General features: G+C 35.3%; 22 protein-coding genes, 1 pseudogene and 1 riboswitch. Of the genes and pseudogenes, 16 read left to right on the top strand and 7 right to left on the bottom strand.

All coding sequences use genetic code 11. From position 1 onward, the window contains the following. Window positions 1-319 precede the first annotated feature (319 nt). Complete coding sequence (locus WAX78_RS03730; RefSeq protein WP_336480934.1) at window positions 320-784, top strand: VOC family protein; 465 nt, start codon at window positions 320-322, stop codon at window positions 782-784. An 84-nt stretch (window positions 785-868) separates the two neighbouring features. Here WAX78_RS03730 and WAX78_RS03725 read toward each other — a convergent pair whose 3' ends face one another. Next, entirely contained in the window at window positions 869-1,060 is a 192-nt protein-coding gene (locus WAX78_RS03725; protein WP_336480933.1) for a hypothetical protein, read from the bottom strand. Between the two features lie 146 nt (window positions 1,061-1,206). Further along, window positions 1,207-1,305, top strand: a riboswitch (SAM riboswitch). Window positions 1,306-1,373: 68 nt separating this feature from the next. Between WAX78_RS03725 and WAX78_RS03720 the strand changes: the two are divergent. From WAX78_RS03720 to WAX78_RS03710, 3 genes and pseudogenes are all read left to right on the top strand, one after another. Further along, window positions 1,374-1,672, top strand: a pseudogene (locus tag WAX78_RS03720) (hypothetical protein). Window positions 1,673-1,963: 291 nt separating this feature from the next. Next, complete coding sequence (locus tag WAX78_RS03715) at window positions 1,964-2,539, top strand: NAD(P)H-dependent oxidoreductase (RefSeq protein WP_336480932.1); 576 nt, start codon at window positions 1,964-1,966, stop codon at window positions 2,537-2,539. Beyond that, window positions 2,536-2,904 carry a hypothetical protein gene (locus WAX78_RS03710; RefSeq protein ID WP_336480931.1) on the top strand — a complete coding sequence of 123 codons (369 nt, stop codon included), beginning with the start codon at window positions 2,536-2,538 and terminating at the stop codon, window positions 2,902-2,904. The genes WAX78_RS03715 and WAX78_RS03710 overlap by 4 nt, the downstream gene beginning before the upstream one ends. Window positions 2,905-2,949: 45 nt before the next feature. Here the strand turns inward: WAX78_RS03710 and WAX78_RS03705 are convergent, their stop codons facing one another. The 3 genes from WAX78_RS03705 to WAX78_RS03695 form a co-directional block, all read right to left on the bottom strand. Then, entirely contained in the window at window positions 2,950-4,203 is a 1,254-nt protein-coding gene (locus WAX78_RS03705; RefSeq protein WP_336480930.1) for a serine hydrolase domain-containing protein, read from the bottom strand. A 93-nt stretch (window positions 4,204-4,296) separates the two neighbouring features. After that, complete coding sequence (locus WAX78_RS03700; protein WP_336480929.1) at window positions 4,297-5,496, bottom strand: MFS transporter; 1,200 nt, start codon at window positions 5,494-5,496, stop codon at window positions 4,297-4,299. 17 nt (window positions 5,497-5,513) lie between these two features. Then, window positions 5,514-5,930: a MarR family winged helix-turn-helix transcriptional regulator gene (locus tag WAX78_RS03695; protein WP_336480928.1), complete on the bottom strand. Its 417-nt coding sequence runs from the start codon at window positions 5,928-5,930 to the stop codon at window positions 5,514-5,516. Window positions 5,931-6,129: 199 nt separating this feature from the next. Between WAX78_RS03695 and phaZ the strand changes: the two genes are divergently transcribed. From phaZ to WAX78_RS03640, 11 genes are all read left to right on the top strand, one after another. Continuing rightward, window positions 6,130-7,026 (top strand): intracellular short-chain-length polyhydroxyalkanoate depolymerase, encoded by an 897-nt coding sequence (gene phaZ / locus WAX78_RS03690; protein ID WP_336480927.1) that lies wholly within the window; start codon window positions 6,130-6,132, stop codon window positions 7,024-7,026. Window positions 7,027-7,403: 377 nt separating this feature from the next. Continuing rightward, window positions 7,404-8,651, top strand: coding sequence for an RNA-guided endonuclease IscB (gene iscB, locus WAX78_RS03685; RefSeq protein WP_336480926.1), 1,248 nt, complete (start codon window positions 7,404-7,406; stop codon window positions 8,649-8,651). 110 nt (window positions 8,652-8,761) lie between these two features. Continuing rightward, the gene (locus tag WAX78_RS03680) at window positions 8,762-9,775 is read left to right on the top strand and encodes a phosphotransferase (protein WP_336480925.1); all 1,014 of its coding nucleotides are present in this window, start codon (window positions 8,762-8,764) and stop codon (window positions 9,773-9,775) included. Between the two features lie 248 nt (window positions 9,776-10,023). After that, a complete protein-coding gene (locus WAX78_RS03675; RefSeq protein ID WP_336480924.1) occupies window positions 10,024-11,199 on the top strand; it encodes an MFS transporter in 1,176 nt (391 codons plus the stop codon). Between the two features lie 4 nt (window positions 11,200-11,203). Then, window positions 11,204-11,404, top strand: coding sequence for an NETI motif-containing protein (locus WAX78_RS03670; RefSeq protein ID WP_336480923.1), 201 nt, complete (start codon window positions 11,204-11,206; stop codon window positions 11,402-11,404). Between the two features lie 137 nt (window positions 11,405-11,541). After that, entirely contained in the window at window positions 11,542-11,733 is a 192-nt protein-coding gene (locus tag WAX78_RS03665) for a DUF378 domain-containing protein (RefSeq protein WP_336480922.1), read from the top strand. A 485-nt stretch (window positions 11,734-12,218) separates the two neighbouring features. Continuing rightward, window positions 12,219-13,301, top strand: coding sequence for a 3-phosphoserine/phosphohydroxythreonine transaminase (serC, locus tag WAX78_RS03660; RefSeq protein ID WP_336480921.1), 1,083 nt, complete (start codon window positions 12,219-12,221; stop codon window positions 13,299-13,301). A gap of 12 nt (window positions 13,302-13,313) precedes the next feature. Further along, window positions 13,314-14,486, top strand: coding sequence for a phosphoglycerate dehydrogenase (locus WAX78_RS03655; RefSeq protein WP_336480920.1), 1,173 nt, complete (start codon window positions 13,314-13,316; stop codon window positions 14,484-14,486). 165 nt (window positions 14,487-14,651) lie between these two features. Next, window positions 14,652-15,899, top strand: coding sequence for a DUF1015 domain-containing protein (locus tag WAX78_RS03650; RefSeq protein WP_336480919.1), 1,248 nt, complete (start codon window positions 14,652-14,654; stop codon window positions 15,897-15,899). A 97-nt stretch (window positions 15,900-15,996) separates the two neighbouring features. Next, the gene (locus tag WAX78_RS03645) at window positions 15,997-16,668 is read left to right on the top strand and encodes a response regulator transcription factor (RefSeq protein ID WP_098310774.1); all 672 of its coding nucleotides are present in this window, start codon (window positions 15,997-15,999) and stop codon (window positions 16,666-16,668) included. A gap of 1 nt (window position 16,669) precedes the next feature. Next, on the top strand, window positions 16,670-18,049 hold the full coding sequence (locus WAX78_RS03640) for a sensor histidine kinase (protein WP_336480918.1): 1,380 nt from the start codon (window positions 16,670-16,672) through the stop codon (window positions 18,047-18,049). A 164-nt stretch (window positions 18,050-18,213) separates the two neighbouring features. On the opposite strand, the gene WAX78_RS03635 is transcribed toward WAX78_RS03640, so the two are convergent. From WAX78_RS03635 to WAX78_RS03630, 3 genes are all read right to left on the bottom strand, one after another. Next, the gene (locus WAX78_RS03635; RefSeq protein ID WP_336480917.1) at window positions 18,214-18,708 is read right to left on the bottom strand and encodes a kinase; all 495 of its coding nucleotides are present in this window, start codon (window positions 18,706-18,708) and stop codon (window positions 18,214-18,216) included. A 67-nt stretch (window positions 18,709-18,775) separates the two neighbouring features. Further along, window positions 18,776-18,877 carry an IS3 family transposase gene (locus WAX78_RS25140; protein WP_413789166.1) on the bottom strand — a complete coding sequence of 34 codons (102 nt, stop codon included), beginning with the start codon at window positions 18,875-18,877 and terminating at the stop codon, window positions 18,776-18,778. A gap of 97 nt (window positions 18,878-18,974) precedes the next feature. Then, a complete protein-coding gene (locus WAX78_RS03630; protein WP_336480916.1) occupies window positions 18,975-19,436 on the bottom strand; it encodes a GNAT family N-acetyltransferase in 462 nt (153 codons plus the stop codon). Window positions 19,437-19,608: 172 nt separating this feature from the next. On the opposite strand from WAX78_RS03630, the gene WAX78_RS03625 reads away from it, so the two are divergent. Then, window positions 19,609-21,891 (top strand): AAA domain-containing protein, encoded by a 2,283-nt coding sequence (locus tag WAX78_RS03625; protein WP_336480915.1) that lies wholly within the window; start codon window positions 19,609-19,611, stop codon window positions 21,889-21,891. The last annotated feature ends 28 nt before the right edge of the window (window positions 21,892-21,919 follow it).

Raw genomic sequence — 21,919 nt, 5'->3', positions numbered from 1 at the left:
TAACTATTTAGGAATTAGAATCCAATTCATACTTTGTTTCTCATACTATGGTACTGCACTCATAAATAGAAAGATGATACAACAGATGGATGTTGTAATAATGATATATCTATATACTGGTAGTGATAAAGAGAGTGATATTTCAGATTTCCCCCTTTTGTATATAAATTCCCTATCGTAAAATTGAGTGAAAACAAGGGGAGAGATGAGTGATAACTGTTGGCCTGGCATAATCGCTGTAACTAATTAATGTATGGGGAACACGCCCATTGCCAGTAGTTGAAATTTATTGCATTAGTACGAAGAAGGGATGTAAAACATGATAAAGAGTATATACGAAACACATTTACATGTAAGGGATTTAGAGAGAGCAATTGATTTTTACCAAAATAAACTTGGATTAAAGCTAGCGAGAAAATCACCTGAAAGGAAAGTAGCCTTTTTTTGGATAGGAGAAGATAGACGACAAATGCTGGGATTATGGGAAGTGCCAACAGATGCTTATATTCAGCTCAATCATTTCGCTTTCGAGGTAGAATTGAATTTCTTAAAACAGTCCAAAATATGGCTGGAAGAGAGAGGGATAGAAGTGATTGGAAGCCAAGGAAAAGGGAATCAAGAACCCATTGTCCAAAGCTGGATGCCGGCAGCGAGTGTTTACTTTCTCGATTATGATGGAAATAAGCTGGAGTTTATTTCTTTATTATCTGATGAACCCAATGAACTTGGATATGTACCATTTTTAAGTGAATGGGAAAAAGAAGTTCCTAATAGAAACGTTTAAAAACAAAATAAGAGTTGATATTAAGTTAATAAATAAAAAGTAAGCACGATTCATACGTGCTTACTTTTTATTTTTGGGAATTTTTCATTCTTGAGATAAAATATCTGCCGTACTATCACACTGTTGCAACGCATGTTGGACAGCTTGTAAAGATTGTTCAATGCGTTGACGATTATCTGATTTCTCGACTGTTTGCAAGGCGTTTTGTAAACAGTTTTTTGCTTCATGTAAAGCCTGGCAAGAATCTTGAACATGACCACGTGCATTTTTTTGCATGATTGCACCTCCTTTGGTCTATACATTTGTAGTATGAGCAAAACGAAACAAAATATAATAGTTTTCTAAAAAATAAATCCTGATTATTCTTATAGGAATTGACTTTTTTGGTTATATGCATTATAGTAAGAGATAAAGTGAATATTTTCTTATCCAGAGAGGTGGAGGGACTGGCCCGATGAAACCCAGCAACCGCAATGCAGGTGCTAATTCCAGCAGAACAGTTTTGTTCTGGAAGATAAGAAGGAAGAGACATGTTCCGCTTCTTCTTATCGAAGAGGTTTTTTTATTGCAAAAAAACCGATAATGAAAGATGGACAACGAGAAGAAAGGAGTGGACATAACTGTGACACTTGAGAAATATATTACGTTGCGCAGTGCAATTTACGAATATATGGAAGAACAAGAAGAGCCGATTACGTTATTGGATATTCAAGAGTATATTGCTTCTGAACATAAAGGGAAATTTGCAAAAAAGATGCTTCAACAATTTTATTTATTGCGGTTACTCGATGAACTAAAACTGGATGGAAAAATTACTTTAGCAGGGCCGCACAAATATATAATGATAAGGGGATTTGCTACATAGCAAAAGAGAAAAGAGGGAGTTGATCTCTCTTTTTTATGTTATAATTTATTTGAAAATTCACTTATTTTCGAGGTATGTAGATAAAAAGACTGTACTATGCAGTCTTTTTACAAGGAAATGGTGCTGAGTGTGTAGTGTTCAAAAATTAAATGTGCCCCGAAAGATGGGCGTTCTCGGCTAACAAATAAAAAAGACACCATCGCCGAATAGGTGTCGTTGCTTTTGTCGAAGGGGCTTGCCCTTTGACATGTATTAGAATAGCATGTGGGCCCACGAAAAGTCAAAAGGGAATTAAAGGAAAGGTGTTATTTACAATGAATATATTGATTGTATACACGCATCCAAACCCATCAAGCTTCAATGCTGCTATTTTGAAACATGTAGAACAAGGATTACAAAAAACAAGTCACTCTGTAACCGTTCTTGATTTGTATAAGGAACAATTTAATCCGGTTCTAACCTTTAACGAGACAAAAAAGAGAAGAGATTTAGTGCATGAGGAAGAAACAAGAAAATATAGGGAATTAGTTGCAGAGGCAGATTACTTCATTTTTATTTATCCAGTTTGGTGGTGGAGTATGCCTGCGATATTAAAGGGGTTTATTGACCGAGTATTTGTTTCAGGTTTTGCTTACAAATATGAAGAGAGAATGCCTAAAGGATTACTTACAGGAAAACAAGCATGGGTGATTCATACATTAGATTCTCCTTTATGGTACGCTGCTCTTTTGTACCGATCAGCTGAATGGATTGTGATGAAGAAAGGAATATTGTCCTTTTGTAGGATACATAACATAAAGCGTTCTGTATTTCAATCTGTGAAAAGTAGTAAACAAGAAAAAAGAGAAAAATGGCTGCAAAAGATATATGAGAAGGCGGCAAAATTATGAAAAATAAGGAACAGATTTATAAAATTATGAGTGTATGTGAAAGAGAAGATGACTTGTTTTATTCTTATCTTTCTTGTTTATTAGGGATAAAAGAGAATAGCAAGCAATTTTCTAAAGTTAAACAAGAAGTGCGGGAAGAATATCTTATAATGGGTATTTGTGAGAGAGAAGTAGACATTTTAGTAGAACAAAATAAACAGGTTGCAGATTTGTATATACCTAAGTTGCTTAGGTGGGAATTTTTACAAGAAAACGTTCGTTATATAGAAGATTTGTGCTCAATGGTATTTCAGTTAAAACCTTTATGCTTTTCAGAAGAACAATGGAAAAATGTAATGATGATCATAGAGAAAGAGCTGCCGTAAGACAACTCTTTTTGTAACAAAAACTTTGAGAATTTCGGTCTAATTTTAGTGTTTTTGTAAATACTTAGCGATTTGTAAATACATATCTCCATATGTGGATTGTATTTCTCCATTATGATTAGCATTTGATGAAAAGTGAACGATAACCATATGCGCAGTTGGATCAATATATAAACGTTGCCCATAACTCCCATGTACCTCGAATGCACCATGTTCGTTATGGGGAATCCACCATTGATTATGGTATGAATATGCTTCACCATCACCAACTGGAAGTTCGTCTTTTTTAATATTCTTAATTTCATCAATGATAGAAGAAGAAATAATTTGCTTTCCGTCATATACACCATTGTCCGCAATCATTTTTCCGAACCTTGCCATATCTCGGGCGGTTGCATTTAATCCTGCGCTGGCTTGTTCCACTCCTGTTTCATCAACAACATAATAAGCATCCTCTTCTGCTCCAATTTGTGACCAAAAATGTTCACTTACCATGTCTGCAAGGGATTTTCCTGTTACAGTACGAATCACCCATCCAAGTGTTTCGGCGGAACCATTATCATATGAAAAATTTTCTCCAGGAGCAGCAGTTTCGTTTGCTTCTAGCAACATGTCATAAATTTTTAAAGGCCCATCATAGTTTTTACCGCGAGGAAGAAGATTACTCGCTAAATATAATTGTGCATCTTGATTAGATAATCCAGCTTGTTTAAAGCCGTGGGTTGGATAATTTACAGAAACTTGCATATCTAGTAGTTGTTGAATTGTCGCCTTTCCAAATGGTGTTCCTTGTAATTTTTTTACGTAAGTTTCTGCAGTTATATTGGGTTGCAACTTTCCTTCTTCAATGAGTGTGCTAATGAGAAGCCCTGTAAATACTTTTGATAATGAAGCCATACCATGTGGTTCATTTTCTTTATATCCATGAAAATATCGTTCATATACAACCTTATCATCGTGCAGGACAATGAAAGCATCTGTTTTGTATTTTTCTAATAATTGAAGAACAGTCGTATTATCATTATTTTCACCTGTGATATGTAAATCATCTAAATTTTCCAGGTTATCTGGAAGGGAAGATACATAATTTGGATTTTTAGCGACAACTTTTGTGGAAGCAAATTCTCGCATATGTGAATAAGACCAACGAAGATATGGGTCTTGTAACCAGTTTTTTTTCGTTACTGTTTGTTCTGAGGGAACCCCTTTATTTTGTTTAAATAACGTAAAGCTCATACCAGTTAATATAAATAAAAAAATCAAAACGATTAAAATTAGAGGGTATTTTTTAAATCTCATAACAAGCCTCCTTATGCATTCATTATAAGGTATAAGTATCTTGATGAGCAAAAAAAGGAGAGTAAACATAGAAGTTTACTCTCTCTTATATCATTAAGCAGATAATTTTGTTTGTGTTGTTTGCTTTTTGAACTTTTGTTTTCGTCCGTGAAGGAAATAATAAATAAGTAATGTAAACGCAACGATAATAGAAGAAATAAAATACATATTATGATAGCTTGAATGTGCTGCGATAATACCTAGTACGAAAGATCCAATACCAATACCTGTATCAAAAAATGAGAAATAAGTAGCTGTTGCAGATCCGCGTCGATGGTGTGGTGCGACACTAACCGCAATCGTTTGGAAGCTTGGAATCAAGGTTCCGTATCCAAATCCGATAAGTACACCAGCAGCAAGTAACCAAAATGGCGTTTGCGCCTGACTTAAAGTGAACATTCCAATCATAAATATCATAATAGAGGGATAAATGAGAACATTTTCTCCGAATCGATCAAATATTTTACCTGAAAATGGACGAGAAATAACAACTACAATTGCATATACGACAAAGAAATAACTTGCGATATCGGCCATGCCAAGTTCCTTTGCATAAATCGGAATAAATGAAAGGATACCGCTATAGGCAAAGGAGAGTACGCAGCCTGTGACAGCAATTGGAATTGTTGAAGGCTCGATTAAATCTTTCCACTGCATACGTTTCGTTTCTTTTTTCACAGTTGTTTTTTCTTCAGGAATGTTTACTAATAGTCCGCATAGAAAAGCAAGTATAGAAAATATAGAACAAACAATAAATAAAACTGTAAATGAGAATTTAGAAATGATAGTTAATCCTAAAAAAGGACCAATAACCATTGGTAAACTCATAAATACTCCATAATAGCCGAGCGCTTCACCGCGTCGATGGTCTGGGGCTACATCTGTTACAATTGTACCAGTAGCCGTCGTTGCCATTCCAAATCCGATGCCATGGAAGAAGCGAAGGGTAAGCAGTAAAAATAAGCTTTGCGCACCGAAATACATCACCGTTGCAGCTAAAAAGAGTGAGAGAGAGATAAATAAAATTTTCTTTCTTCCTAAATCATCAAGCCATTTACCTGTAAATGGTCGACAAAGTACAGAAGAAATTAGAAACACTGTTGCAACTAGACCTATTTCTTCAGGTTTTCCTTTTAGTCCGTCGATGACATATATAGGTAAGGTTGTCATGAGCATATAAAATGTTAAAAAGAGAAATAGACTACTCAAACATGTTCCGATGAAGTCTTTCGTCCAAAGTCTTTGACTTTCCATAGTCATCCCTCCAATTTCTAATCAAGATTACGAATTACTTTTTGTAGTACGTCAAAAGCACGAAGAAGTTCTTCATTGTTAATATCTTGCAGTGCTTTTTCCTCAAATGAGTCTACTTCTTCCTGCCACATTGGAATCATTTCCTGTGCTGTTTCTGATAAAGAAATGAGCTTTTCGCGCCGATCCCTTCCTTCTTTTCTAATGATCCAACCTATCGATTCCATGCGGGTTAGAGTACGAGTCATTGTTGGAGATTCGACGTTTAAATATTGGCACAATTCCGTTTGTGTGCAAGGTCCAGTTTGATGCAATCTGAAGATTACAGCCCACTGTGCACTGTATAAACCAGTTGGAGAAACACGCTCATTAAACTTCTTGGAAAATTTTCGAGAAGTTTGGCTGACGACGTGAAAAAAGTGTTGTTTTTCGTCCATATTTTTATCCCTTCCTAATTAGTTACCTAGCTAACTATAGCTCCTTTTTTCTGAATTGTCTAGTAGTCTGTTCGCCATGCTTATGTTAAAAGTACGTTAATTTTTAGATTGAGAACATATATTCTATATGGTATTATTGTGTTGAGAATTTTCTGTCTTTTGTTTGTGTGTTATTAATAATTTTGAGGGGGCAAAGAGAATGATTAAACCTACAAGTATGAAGTCAGTAGCATTATCAAACGGAGAAACAATTGCCTATCAAGAAGTGGGAAGTGGAACAGAAATATTAGTACTTATTCATGGGAATATGACATCTTCGCAACATTGGGATTTAGTTATAGAACAGTTACAAGACTCTTATCATATTTATGCTCTTGATTTACGTGGTTTTGGTTTTTCAACTTACCATCAGCATATAGATTCTTTAAACGATTTTGCGCAAGATGTAAAGCTGTTTGTGAATGAATTGCAATTGAAAGATTTTTCATTGGTAGGATGGTCAATGGGTGGAGGAGTTGCTATGCAGTTTGCAGCTTCTTATCCGATGGATGTGAAAAACCTCATACTAGTTGAATCTGTAGGGATGAAAGGATATCCGATTTTTAAGAAGGACATAAACGGTCAGCCAATTGTTTCAAGCTTATTAAAAACAAAAGAAGAAATTTCTCAAGATCCTGTTCAAATTGTACCTGTTGTGGAAGCTTTAAAACAAATGAATAAGCAATATTATCGCACTATATGGAATTTGCTTATCTACACCAAGCATCAACCTGATCCAGAGCGGTATGAAAAGTATCTTGATGATATGTTAACGCAGCGTAATTTTGTTGATGTAAATTATGCGCTTGTAACATTCAATATATCAGATGAACATAACGGAGTTGTAGCTGGAAACGGGAATGTGAATCGTATTCAAACGCCAACATTAGTTCTCCAAGGTGATCGTGATTATGTTGTTCCCAAAGCAGTTGGTGAAGAGCTGGCAAAGCATCTGCCAAATGCAAAATTAGTCGTACTAGAGGATTGTGGACATTCTCCATTTATCGATTGTTTAGAAGTGTTTATAAATGAAATGATTGCGTTTTTGAAAGAGTAGTAGATGATTCCTATTTATTTCTTTTTGGAAATGGCTCTTTTCGTAAAGATTGTTGCTTTTAAAATAGACGAGGAATAATTTACTTTTTATAGTGTTATTTATACAAGAGCTTATTCGGGTCGACTACCCACCACTTAAACGTTAACACGTGTTGAAGTGGGGGCTTGTAAAAAGCTCTGGTTGTCTAGCCTCGGTCTTTCGTGGACCCCGTTCGTAGGTTGCATACCCAAGAATGATTCCCTAGTTCTTGGCTCTATGGTGGCTCTGTAACAGTTCTGATTGGGAAGGAACGGTCAACCACACGCCTTCTTACACAAGAAGTTGCCAACACCTACAAACATTGGCGAAGGGAAACAAACTCTTAGGAGGGACAAAACATGCGTGTATTTGTCAAGAATTTACGAGGAGAACCGCTTATGCCTTGCAGTCCTCGTAAGGCACGAATTCTTCTCAAACAAGGAAAAGCAACGATTATTGGATACACTCCGTTTACAATTCAATTACAATATGCCACAGGTGAAGCGGTGCAATCCGTCACAATCGGTGTTGACAGCGGAGCAAAGCATATCGGCATTGCGATTACCACTGAAGACAAAGTGCTAGCAAAAGGAACCATTGCGTTACGTCAGGACGTCAAAGAAAATCTTACACTGAGAGCTACATTACGCAGAGGTAGAAGACAACGAAAAACAAGATATCGAAAAGCACGTTTTCTCAATCGGAAAAAGAAAGAAGGATGGTTGCCGCCATCGATTCAAAGCAGAATAGATAACCAAATTCATTGGATTGAAATATTTCGCTCGCTATTACCATCTCCAAAAGTGATTGTCGAAGTAGGAAAATTTGATGTACAAAAGCTAAAAAATCCCGATATACAAGGAACAGAATACCAACAAGGGGATGCTTTTGGCTTTTGGAATATGAGATATTATGTATTCGCAAGAGACAATTACACCTGTCAAATTTGTAAGAAGAAAGGTGGCATTTTGTATACACATCATATTATTGAAAGATGTAATGGCGGCTCAGATATGGCAGATAATCTTGTCACAGTGCATGAAGAGTGCCATCAAAAGTTCCACCAAAGGAAACTCAAACATAGTTTCAAGAGACCAAAACAATATAAAGAGACTGCTTTTATGAATATATTGCGATTACAAATCATGAATCGTTTAGATTGTGACATTACGTACGGCAGTTACACCACACCGAAGCGGAAAGAATTAGGTTTATCAAAAACACATGTAAATGACGCCATTGCGATTACCCATCCAACACAACTACAAAAATATGATCAAAGTGGTGAATTTCGTATCAAGCAATTTAGAAAGAAAAAACGCTCCCTGCATGAAGCAACCGCAAGAAAAGGGAGAAAAATGAAAAATACAAGTGCAAAACGGAACAAGAAAAATACACCGCAGGTAGGTGAAATCTATTTGGGTGATAAAGTGAAAGTATTTGGGCAAGTAGGATTTGTAACAGGCTTTACAGGAAAAATGGTATACGTACAAGATATACATGGACAATATATACAAAATCCTTCTAAATCCTATAAGCAAGTGAAGATGTCAGATATGGAACGTATACACCATACGAACAATTGGCAGTTCTTACAAATCAGTTAGGCGATGCCTAACGAAATAACCTGTCTAACTTTACGGGGTCACTTCATTGCCCGTCACGCGCTTGAAGATGGGGACTTCTTTCGGAAATACGTTAAAGAGGAGGTGAGAAAATGGGTGATTTACAATATAAATTGGAATTTAAGGATTTGTGTCAAATATCTCAACTTGGTGAATTATTGAATGTCCCCGAATCCATTTTTGGTGGGCTTTTACATAGAATGTATGCTGTAGAAACCACGAAAGGAAAGTATGCAATCAAACTTTTAAATCCTCAAATAATGCTTAGACCAACGGCAATGCGAAACTATATCGATTCAGAAAAAATAGCCAATTTCTTGTCTAATAACATTCCAACTCTCCCAGCAAAAAAAATTAATGGAGATGTCTTACAAAAAGTAGACAATCATTTTTATCTTGTGTTTGATTGGATGGAAGGTGAAAGTCTGAAACCATATGAAATCAATAATATTCATTGCGAAAAAGTAGGTGCAATTCTTGCAGAAATACATAAAGCCGATTTTTCAGAGTTAAACATAACAAATGATGGATTTGATAATGGACAGTCAACTAATTGGAATTATTATTTGCAAAAAGGTAAAGAAAATAGTTCAGAATGGGTTAAGTTACTCCTTGAAAATCTCGATAACCTTAGTAATTGGAACTCGGAGGCAATTTGTGCATCTGAATCTCTTTCATCAAATATGATTATTAGTCATAGGGATTTAGATTCTAAGAATGTTCTGTGGAACCAATACAATCCAGTCCTTATTGATTGGGAATCAGCTGGTTATATACATCCAATGCAAGACTTAATTGAAACGGCAATCTATTGGTCTGAAAATGAAAAAGGGGACATTGATAAACAAAGATTTTTTTCTTTTATAAGCGGATATAAAAAGAGATACGGTGAACTACAAGCAGACTGGAGAATAGTATTAGCAAATGGCTTTTCAGGCAAATTAGGGTGGCTTGAATACAATCTAAAACGTTCTTTATGGATTGAATGTACAGACGAAGAAGAACAGCAGATGGGAACCATCCAAGTAATAGAAACAATAAATGAAATTAGGCATTATGCGGATACAATTCTTAAATTATTGAATTGGTTAAATAATGAGTTGTAGACTAAGTTTCTTCAATTAGAGAGTGATTTAATGGATTAAAGAATTAAAGAATACAGCCGTCCCTCAATGGAATGGCTGTTTTTTTGAAATTAAAATCATGTGCAGCCATATGTAAAAGCTCAAATAGGGAAAGGATGAGGGCTAGAAGTTTAGACTTCTAGCTTTATTTTATGAAAATTGAGAGTATACGATTTATGGATAAAACAGCTATAATAAAGGATGTGAGTTCAAAGAGGGAGCGTAATAAAATGGGGAGAAGGTATACATTTTGGATTATGATTGGAATTGTTGCAATATCTGGACTTTCACAAGGTATGTTGTTGCCAGCAATTGCAATGATTTTTGAAAAGGAAGGGATTAGCTCAAGCTTTAATGGCATTCATGCTTCGGCATTATATATTGGTATTCTTGTTATTTCACCTTGGCTTGAGAAACCGATGCAAAAATTTGGGATGAAGCCTATTATTGTAATTGGAGGCTTTATTGTTGTCGGAGCACTATTTTTATTTACACAAACATTTTCTTTTTGGGTGTGGTTTGTTCTTCGTTTTTTAGTTGGAGTAGGAGATCATATGCTTCATGTTGGGACGCAAACATGGATTACAACGACTGCAAGCCCGCATAAAGTAGGAAAACAAGTTTCCATTTACGGAGCATTTTTCGGTATCGGTTTTGCAATCGGTCCGTACCTAGCAAGTACAGTACAATATGGTATTGCAACCCCATTTATTGTATCAACAGTTCTTTGTTTAATAGGCTGGTTATTACTGATTCCGACGCAAAATACATTTCCGGATCAAGGAGAAGTCAATCGAGAAAGCGAATCTTCTTTGCAGCGCTATAAACAAGTGTTGGTGGCTGGTTGGATTGCACTGCTTGCACCATTAGCTTATGGAGCATTGGAAGCGATGCTTAATAGTAACTTGCCTGTATATGTAATGCGGAAAGGTTGGTCAGTTGAACAAATTTCACTTTTATTGCCAGCGTTTTCTATTGGTGGAATTATTACGCAAATTCCACTTGGCATGCTTAGCGATCGGTATGGAAGGGAGCGTATCCTAACATGGTCGTTTACCATTAGTACATTAATTTTTCTGTTAGCAGCCGTATTTGATGAATATTATGGATTTGTATTTGCGTTTATGTTAATTGGGGGTATGGTCATTGGGTCATGCTTTTCACTTGGGCTTGGTTATATGACAGATTTATTACCAAAGCATTTACTACCAGCAGGAAACATTTTGTGCGGAATTGCCTTTAGTATCGGAAGCATTTCGGGTCCTGTATTAGGTGGACTGTTTATAGAGAAAATACAGTATACAAGCTTCTTTCTTGCTGTTATGATCGTCATGGCAGTTATATCGATTATTTATATGACATATATGAGAATTCAATCAGTCGTGAGGAAAGTAGAAAGTAGGTAAAATAATGACAAAACAATTAAAAAAGAAAAAATTTGAAGTATTACCAGATGAAACAATTGCGCAGTGTCTAGAAAGAATGGAAAAGGAAGGATATACACCTTCTCGTCGAATGGAAGAGCCTATCTTTCATGAGGTAAAAAGAGAGGGGAAAACTGTTGTAGAGCCGTGTGGACGAAAAATAATATTTGAGGGAAAGGTAAAATAAAGAGGTCTTGCGAAGGAGTTTCTATTTCTGTTTTTATGTTTAGAAATGTTTTTAGGAAAAATGTGCAAATTTAAGAATATACCACATATAATATAGCGAAAGGCCTTTCACCATTTTTCACCGAGGGGGCAATCATAATGAAATTTTTGTCTTACCTTACAACAATTCTGGTGATTATTGGCGGTTTGAATTGGTTATTTGTGGCGTTAGATTTTAATCTAGTAGAAAAACTTTTTGGTTCTATGCCAGCACTTGTTGACACCGTTTATTGGCTTATTGGTCTTTCTGCACTGTATCAAATCTACGACCGTTTTTTTGCAAGTAATTAGCAATTATACAATTATTATTTAAAGTGTTAAGCAGACGTGCTTAACACTTTTTGTATTTTGATTTACTCGCTTCAATATTTAGAAGGTAGGGCTAGCACAGCAGTATGTCAAAGGTTTAGAGATTCATTACAATTATCTTGAAGTTTTTGTTCAAAAATAACTTTTCTGATATTTAAAAATCTTTTGTAAAACAATGTACTTGTTGGTGAGATTCTGTAGTGTTAATTATAAATTAATGAAGGTTCTAGTGCAAAAATTTGAAGGTAAGTAAAGGAGAGTAGATCTAATAATTGGACGAGTCCCCTAACAATGAGGGACGAAGAAACAACACCAATGGCAGTTTTACTTTTTGACAAATTACTTGTGAGAACGGTTCCAATACGTCTTAGAATAAAATAAGAAAAACGGTTTGACCAAGTAATTTATATAAGTTATAATTCAGAAAGTTTAAAAACTTATAAAAATATAGGAAAGAGGAGAATGAGATGCATCGAGTATACAATTTTTCAGCTGGACCATCTATACTTCCAATATCCGTTTTAGAGCAAGTACAAAAAGAATTATTAAACTATCATGAAACAGGTATGTCTATAATGGAAATGAGTCATAGATCTACAGCATTTCAGGACATTGTAGACGAAACGAAAGACCTGCTTTGTGAATTAATGAATATCCCTGAAAATTATGAAGTGCTTTTTATACAGGGAGGCGCATCTTTACAATTCTCCATGATTCCACTAAATTTAATGCAACGATATAAGCATGCAGCATATGTACATACAGGTTCTTGGTCAAAAAAGGCGATTCAAGAAGCGGAAAAAATCGGAACTGTTTCGGTTATTGCATCTTCAGAAAATGACCGATTTACATCCATTCCAGAGATAAATAGCACACTTTTCTCTCGAGAAATAGATTATGTGCATATTACAACGAATAATACAATTGAAGGTACACGTTATGTCAATATTCCCGAAACAGGAGAAATCCCACTCGTTGCCGATATGTCTTCAAATATTTTATCCGAAGAGTATGATATAACAAAATTCGGCCTTATTTATGCCGGGGCACAGAAAAACCTAGGACCTGCGGGGTTAACGGTTGTAATCGTTCGTAAAGATTTAATTGGTTCTGCAAATTCTTCTTGTCCGACTATGTTAAACTATGAAACTTACAGTAAACATAATTCACTTTATAATACTCCACCATCCTTTAGTATTTATGTAACAAAGTTAGTTTTACAATGGCTCAAAGCGCAAGGCGGCGTGGAGGAAATAGAGAAAAGAAATTATGAAAAAGCAGCAATTTTATACAATTTTTTAGATGAATCAAGTTTATTCACTTCACCAGTAAATACTGTGTATCGATCTTTAATGAATATTCCATTTACAACATCTTCGAATGAAAAGAATGCATTGTTTATCCAAGAAGCGAAAAAACATGGTTTTGAAACATTAAAAGGGCATCGTTCTGTTGGCGGCATGCGTGCTAGTATTTATAACGCAATGCCAATAGAGGGCGTACAAGCGCTTGTGGATTTTATGCATATATTTGAAAAGAAACACAAATAAGGGGATGAAGAAATGTTTCATATTAAAACGTTAAATCAAATTGCTGAAAGAGGAATTTCTACTTTTTCAACAGATACATATAGAGTAGGAGAAACAATTGAGCAGCCTGATGGTATTTTGCTGCGAAGCTATTCATTGCATCATGAAGAGTTTTCAGAGCAGTTAAAGGCCATTGCCAGAGCGGGAGCAGGTGTAAATAACATACCAGTTGAGCGCTGTACAGAGAAAGGCATTGTTGTTTTTAATACACCAGGGGCTAACGCGAATGCGGTAAAAGAACTTGTACTTGCGAGTTTAATTATGTCATCTCGTAATATTGTAGATGGGGTTGTATGGACAAAAGACTTGCAAGGGGAAGAGGTACCGCAGCTTGTCGAGAAAGGAAAAAAACAATATGTTGGTTCAGAAATTGCAGGAAAGCGACTTGGCATTATTGGACTAGGAGCAATTGGAGCTCTTGTTGCAAATGATGCCCTTTCTTTAGGGATGGATGTTGTTGGTTATGATCCATATGTTTCTGTTGAAACAGCTTGGCGGTTATCCAGACAAGTGCAGCGAGCATTCAGTTTAGATGAAATTTTTGCAACATGTGACTATATAACTTTGCACGTTCCATTAGTTGAACAAACGCGAGGCATAATTAATGAATCTGCACTTCAAGTAATGAAAAAGGGAGTTCGTATTTTAAACTTTTCTCGTGGAGAGCTTGTTGATGAAACGGCGTTAGAGCAAGCGCTTGAGGCGGGCATTGTGAAGCATTATATAACAGATTTTCCTAATGAACGTGTGCTACAAATGAAAAATGTTATTGCAACGCCGCATCTCGGAGCATCTACTTATGAGTCAGAAGAAAATTGTGCGGTTATGGCATCTCGGCAGCTGCGCGACTTTTTAGAAACTGGAAATATTCGTAATTCGGTTAATTATCCCAATGTAGAACTGCCTTACATTGGAAAGAAACGGATTACAGTTGCGCATCAAAATATTCCGAACATGGTGGGTCAAATTACAGCGTGTTTGGCAGATCATCATATTAATATTGCTGATATGATCAATCGTAGTAAAGGCTCTTTTGCATATACAATGATTGATATTGATAATGGGATAGATGAGTTTGTTAAAGAAGATGTTGTTGCAACAATTAGAAACATTACAGGTGTCGTAGCAGTTCGGATGATTGTATAAAGTGTAGCTTCTAGCAGTGGGGGAGTTCTTCATCCCCCACTGCTGGAAAGCCTAACTAATCGGGCTTTTACGGGCAGTTATCTTCCACTTATCTTCCTCGTTTCTCTTGAATTATGAGGTGGGGGTCTTACTGACCGCGAATAGCGGGATAAAGGAGAGATTTCATTGGCAACAATTAAACCATTTCGGGCAATTCGCCCTGTACAAGAGCACGTAAATGAAGTGGCTGCTCTTCCATATGATGTACTCAATAGTAATGAAGCAAGAGAAATTGCAAAAGATAACCCTTATTCATTTTTGCATATTGATAAGGCTGAAATTGACTTAAATCCATCTATTTCACCTTATGATAACGCTGTGTATGAGAAAGCAAAAAACAATTTACAACATATGGTTGAAACAGGTGTGCTTTTACAAGAAGAGAAATCATGTTTTTACATTTATGAGCTGACAATGAGTGGTCGTTCTCAAACTGGACTTGTTGTTTGTACATCAATTGATGAATATATGAACGACACCATTAAGAAACATGAGAAGACAAGACCTGAAAAAGAAAAAGATCGTATTCGTCATGTTGACGTATGTAATGCTCATACAGGCCCCATCTTTGTAACATATCGTGGGAAAAGTGAAATTGGAAATGTAATTGCGAATTGGAAAGCAACGCATAGCCCGGTTTATGAATTTACAGCAGATGATGCAATTAGACATAAAGCGTGGATTATTCATGAAGAAAGAGTCATTGCTACATTAATAGAACAGTTTGAGGAAATACCTTCTTTATATATTGCTGATGGTCATCATCGCTCAGCATCTGCTGTGAAAGTTGGGATGATGCGCCGCGAAGCAAATTCCAGTTATACAGGTGAAGAAGAATTTAATTACTTTTTATCTGTACTATTCCCGAAAGATGAATTATCGATTTGGGATTATAATCGCATTGTAAAGGATTTAAACGGGTTATCAGAAGAACAATTCTTACAAGAAATATCTCAAGCTTTTTATGTAGAAAAAACAAATTTAGTACCATATAAACCAGCAGAGCGTCATACATTTGGGATGTATTTGAATAAAGTATGGTATAAGCTGACTGCAAAACCACATATGTTTGATGCATATGATGTTGTAAAAAGATTAGATGTATCAATTTTACAAGAACAGTTGTTACATACGATTTTACATATTGATGATCCTCGTACAAATGACAGAATTGATTTTGTAGGAGGAATACGCGGACTGAACGAGCTAGAAAGAATGGTTGATGAGGAAGGATGGGCTGTTGCTTTCTCCATGTATCCAACAACAATGGAAGATTTATTGAATATTGCGGATGCAGGAGAAGTTATGCCGCCAAAATCAACGTGGTTTGAACCGAAACTTCGCAGCGGTTTATTTATTCATTCGTTAGAGTAGAAGAGGGAGCAGATTGCTTTCTCTTTTTTTTCTTGCATATTTTGTATCAATCTTATAATGTAAAGTCGTACTAACTGAAGGAAAGGACTCGAGATATATGATACATATTTTATTAGCTGATGATGATTTACATATAAGAGAACTTCTACGTTATCACCTTCAAAAAGAAGGTTATACAGTGTGGGAAGCTGAAGATGGAAAAGTAGCACAGTCTATATTAGAGAAAGAAACAATTCATTTGGCGATTGTTGACATAATGATGCCGCATATGGATGGTTATACACTTTGTGAAGAAATTAGAAAATATTATGATATACCAGTTATTATGTTAACGGCAAAAGATCAGTTAATAGATAAGGAAAAGGGCTTTTCTGTTGGAACAGATGATTATATTGTAAAACCATTTGAACCGGCGGAAGTATTATTTCGAATGAAAGCATTGTTACGTCGTTATCAAATGTTAAATGCAGATATTATTCAATTACATGGAACGACAATCGATCGAAAAAGCTATGAAGTACGTTGTCAAGAACAAACCATTTTATTACCGCTAAAAGAATTTGAGTTATTATCACAGCTTGCAAGTTATCCAGGGCGAATTTTTTCCCGAGAAGAATTGATTGAACTTGTATGGGGAGTTGATTTTGCGGGAGATGAACGTACCGTAGATGTACATATTAAGCGATTACGAGATCGTTTTTCTAAACGAACAGATGATTTTCAAATTAAGACGGTGCGTGGTCTTGGATATAAGTTGGAGTTGAAATAAAATGCGATCATTATATTCACGATTTGTTATGATTTCTATCGTTATCATGTTAGCCAGTAGTATGATTGGTTTTTTATTATCGAATGTGTATTATCATATTTTTTTGAAACCATATAACAGTGAAAAAATTTTAAAATATGCTCAAGAGGTTAAACATTTATATGAAAAGTCCGATGAACACAGTCGAGAGGAATATTTACAATCTATTTCTAAGCTTGGTTTTGAAATTTACGTTGTAGATGATCAAAAACAAGGGAAGCGATATGGGAATGCATTTCGAAAAATTAATGTGAGTGAAAAAACAATAGAGAGTGTATTAAACGGGCACACATACAATGGTATTTCAACGTACCCTGCACGGTTATTTATAACAGGTTTTTTTGATAATGAGCTGATAAATAGTATTGGGATTCCGATTCAACATGATGGGACGAACTATGCGCTCTTTATTCGTCCTGATATTGAACAGCAATTTGGAGAAATGCGCATTTTCTTTGCTGCATTAATATGCTTAACCGTTGTAATAAGTATTATTTGTATTGCAATTGCAGCTCGGTTTATTGTACGTCCTATTCAGCTTTTTACGAGTGCAACTAAGAAAATTGCAAATGGAGAGTATGAAATAGCTCTGCCGGAATATCGAAAAGATGAAATTGGAACACTGGCTGTCAGCTTTCGTAAAATGGCAAAAAGCTTAAAGGATTTAGAGCGAATGCGGCAAGAGTTTGTTTCAAATGTTTCCCATGAATTTCAATCACCTCTTGCGTCAATTCAAGGGTTTTCGAAGACGTTACAAACAAATGATATGAGTGAATTAGAGCGTAAGCGTTATTTGAAAATTATTGAATCAGAAAGTAGGCGTATGTCTAGTTTGTGTAAACAATTATTAACGCTTGCATCTCTAGACAAAGAAGAACAAGTTTTGGATAAGAAAATGTTTGATGCCAGAAAGCAAATAAGAGATGTTATTTTTATGTTAGAGTGGCAATGGCGTGAAAGAGATGTCGCGATTGAATTGGATGTTCCAAGTATGCAAGTGTATGGAGATGAAAATTTGCTCCATCAAGTGTGGACAAATTTATTGACGAATAGCATTAAATTCACAGAAAGTGGCGGGACTATTTCGTTTTATGGGGAAGAGAAAGAAACGGAATTGCATTTTACTATCTCTGACACAGGATTAGGTATGAGTGAAGAGGAGATAGAAAAGATTTTTGAGCGGTTCTACAAAGTTGATGAAGCACGAAATAGAACGATAGAAGGAAGTGGACTAGGTCTTTCAATTGTGAAAAAAATTGTTGATCTTCATGAAGGGACTATTACTGTACATAGTATAAAAGGAGAAGGTACCACGTTTACAATTCAGCTTCCAAAAGCGTAAAAGATTTTCTGAATTATGTAATGGTTTTGGTTTGGAGATACAAAATAATAACTGTACCATTTAGCGGTTCATTATACACTTAGTAAATAATAAAAAAGGAGCAAGTTATACTGCCTCCAAAAGTTAGACTTTTTTCGGAGTGGAGATTTCCACTCCGATTTTCATTATTTGACGTCGTTAAGAATTATGTTGAATATTTCTTTTTGCGTCATATCATCTGTAAAGATTCTTTCTCTTTTAACCTCAATGATATCATGTGGAGTATACCATTGGCGCAATAAATCTTCTCCAAATTCATTTCTTTTATCCCTAGAATTATGTCGTCTAATTGTTTCTTCGAGTGATAAATCGAAATAATATGCATATGCGTTACCATCAAAATAATCCACTAATTCTCTCAACATATCGCCATACTTTCGATTGCTTAGTATTCCTTCTAAAATGACAAATCCACATTTCCCATTTCCATATTCAGTAATTTGTCGAATTAAATCATGAGATAGATTGCCTATTGTGTCATGAACTTTCAACATTTCTCTGCGAACCACATCTTGAGAAACCAGAAGCGTCCCTTGACCGAAATATTCTTGTAGTTCCTTCGCAATTGTTGTCTTACCGCTTGCAGAGTTTCCTCGAAGAATAATTAATGTCGATTTCAAATTCTCATCTCCTATGCAACTTTCATCAGACGATATTCAACAGGACTACACCCATTCAATTTTGGTTTTATCCGTTCAGATTATAGTAGTGAATATACTCGTCTACAGCTTGTTTTAGTTCTTTAAAACTTCGATAAGTCTTTTGCTTTCGTATGTATTCATATTTAATGATAATAGTGAAGATTCTGGATTTTAATTAGAGATATTGGAATAAAAGTATTATGTAATATTAGTTCTAGATACAGAGGATATGAAAAATCATGATATTATATTTTTTTATAAACGAATTCACGATATAGATCAAATCCATTTTTTGCGTAAAATTGTTTAGCCGTAGTATTAGCCAGCCAATAATCAAGTTCTATCATGCTTATGTTTTTATTTTTTGCAATTTTGTAAATGTAATCTAGTAATTGTGTGCCATAGCCTTTATTTCTATATGTTTCTAGGACACTAATTTGATGTATGTATATAGATGTATATATTTTTTTGAAAGCATTGCCTGGATAACTTTTAATCTCTAACCATGCATATCCGACAGTTTGATTAGACTCTTCTAACAGTAAAAAAATAAAACTAGGACTATCAATCATATTTTGAAAAAAATCTTTTACAGCATCGTAGCGATAAGGGTGAAAATGTTCAGGATATAATGATGCATGTAAGTTTTGTACAGGTTCATTTAGTTTTGAAATTATTTCATAATTATTTGTTTCACTAATTCTCATAATATCACCTTTTTTATTAAGATAGATTTTGAGGATTTCTAGTAGTTCTTTTTATTATATCTTATTTAAAGGTATGAGATAAAGCTGCTAATGAAACAGCAATAGGGATAAGCTATGATTTGTGGTATAGTGAGAAAGTATGTTTTTTAAGGTAGAGGAAGGAGACATAGATATGATTACACCTACGCAAACTCCTTCATTAACAGAGACGATGAAAGAGTGGCATCAAGCGTTAGCATATGAAATTAAACATTGGAAAACGGTTGGTGGAAGTAAACTATCAATTATAAATGGACGTTTTCTATATACAGACTATGAAAGTAGTGTATATATATTCCAGCTTATTTCTGAAGTAAGTTTACCGGATGGAACACCAATTCGGATTGAATTTGACGGTGACGAAGCAACAGGGGAAGTGCTATCTGTTCAAGGACTAGAGATTGAAGTGAAACTTAATTGTTACATGCAGCACCATATAAATGAAGCAGCGTTATATAGTGAACCGTGGCAACTGTTAGAGCAATTGCAAGAGCGTTTAAAAGAAGTGAGAAAAGATAAACAAAGACGTCAGCGCGTGAAACGGTTATTACAAGGTGATAGTACACCAAAGCATATTATGAAAATGAAAAAAGCGAAAAATGAACTTGCATACCGTGCTTTTTATAATGCAACAACGTACATTTGGGGACCGCCAGGAACAGGAAAATCATACAATTTATCACGAATTATTGCAGCTCATTATCAAAGTGGAAAATCTGTTCTTGTATTAGCTCATAGTAATGCAGCAGTTGATGTATTAATGAGCGAAGTAACAAAGCAAATTGAGAAAAAAGAAAAATGGGTACCAGGAGACGTTATTCGCTATGGTTTTAGTCAAAATGAACAAATTCGCGATCATGAAACGTTACTTACCACGCGATTAGTTGAATCGACAAATGCAGAATGGGAAGAAGAACGGCTGTATTTAGAAGAATTAAGACAAGAATTAAGACAAAAAATCCTTTCTTACAAAGCGACTTCTTCTGAAAAGAAAAGAATGCAGGAAATAGAAGGAGAACTTCGAAAGCAAAAAGCAAAAGTGAAAGAAGTTGAAAAAGAGTATATTGAAAATGCAAAAGTCATTGGGGCAACATTATCGAAATGTGCAATCGATTCGCTTGTTTACGAAAGAACGTTTGACCTTGTAGTCGTGGATGAAGTGAGTATGGCATATGTTCCGCAAATAGCATTGGCAGCCTCTTTAGGAAAGCGAATTGTCGTTTGCGGCGACTTTCTACAATTACCACCGATTGCTTTATCAAATCATGAACTTGTGAACAAATGGTTAAAAGAAGATGTGTTTTATCATGCGGGTATAGTAGAATCTGTAAACGATCATAAAAAGCACCCGAATTTATACATGTTGCAAGAGCAGCGCCGTATGCATCCGCATATTTCAAGTTTTACAAATGAATTTATTTATAAAAATGAAGTGTTCGACCATTCATCAGTCACATCCCGTAACGATATTGCAAACTTACAGCCTTTCATGAGGGAGGCAGCAGTTTTACTAGATACAAGTAATATCGGAGCTTATTCATTAAAAGATGTTGTCTCTAGCTCACGTTATAATATTTTTTCAGGTCTAATAGCGATGCAACTTATGTTAATTGGCTTGATGGATGGAATACCGTCAATTGGTATCGTTACACCATATCGTGCTCAGGCCCGTTTTTTATCAACATGTATCCGTGAATTTCTTCAAAAAACAAAGTTCAAAAATACACCTGTACTAGCAGCGACCGTTCATAAATTTCAAGGATCTGAACGTGATATGATTTTATTTGATACAGTTGATAGTTATCCGCAAGAACGCCCAGGTGTGCTGTTTTTTGATCAAAAAAACCATCGACTTGTTAATGTTGCAGTAACAAGAGCAAGAGGGAAGTTTATTCAGTTATCAGATTGTCAATATATGAAGCAAAACCTTTCGCGAAAACAAGCCTTATCTCATTTAACACAGCACCTACAAAGGCAAGGAAATGTATATGATCGTACAACATCAAGAACGTTTCTAGAGCGGAAAATTACAAAGAGATTGCGATGGTTTGTACAAACAAGCGCTGAAGAAACGAAAGTATTATTAAAAGATATTATTTCAGCAAAAAAGAAAATTATTGTGTCCATCCCGAATTCAAGCCGTATGGATAAGAGGATTTGGCAAGCGTTAGTACGTGCAGAAGCATCTGTTATTATATATACAGAAGGTGCAATTCCAATAAAAAACGTACAAGCACGTCGCCAAAACAAAGTGATGCCATTTGTTATCATTGATGATGAAATAATGTGGGTAGGTGCTCCATTAACAGCTCATATGATATTTGATGGCAGTCCGGAGTTTCCATATATTGTAGCGAGACTACAAGCTCCGCAAACAATTGGAGTATTAAAAGGATTTTTAGATATAAAAATATAGAATTTTCTTGACTTTTAAATGTAATAAA

Source organism: Bacillus yunxiaonensis (assembly GCF_037104695.1).
Classification (GTDB): domain Bacteria; phylum Bacillota; class Bacilli; order Bacillales; family Bacillaceae_G; genus Bacillus_A; species Bacillus_A yunxiaonensis.
The sequence above is the reverse complement of the archived record's forward strand: the minus strand, read 5'-3'. Positions and strand labels throughout refer to the sequence as shown.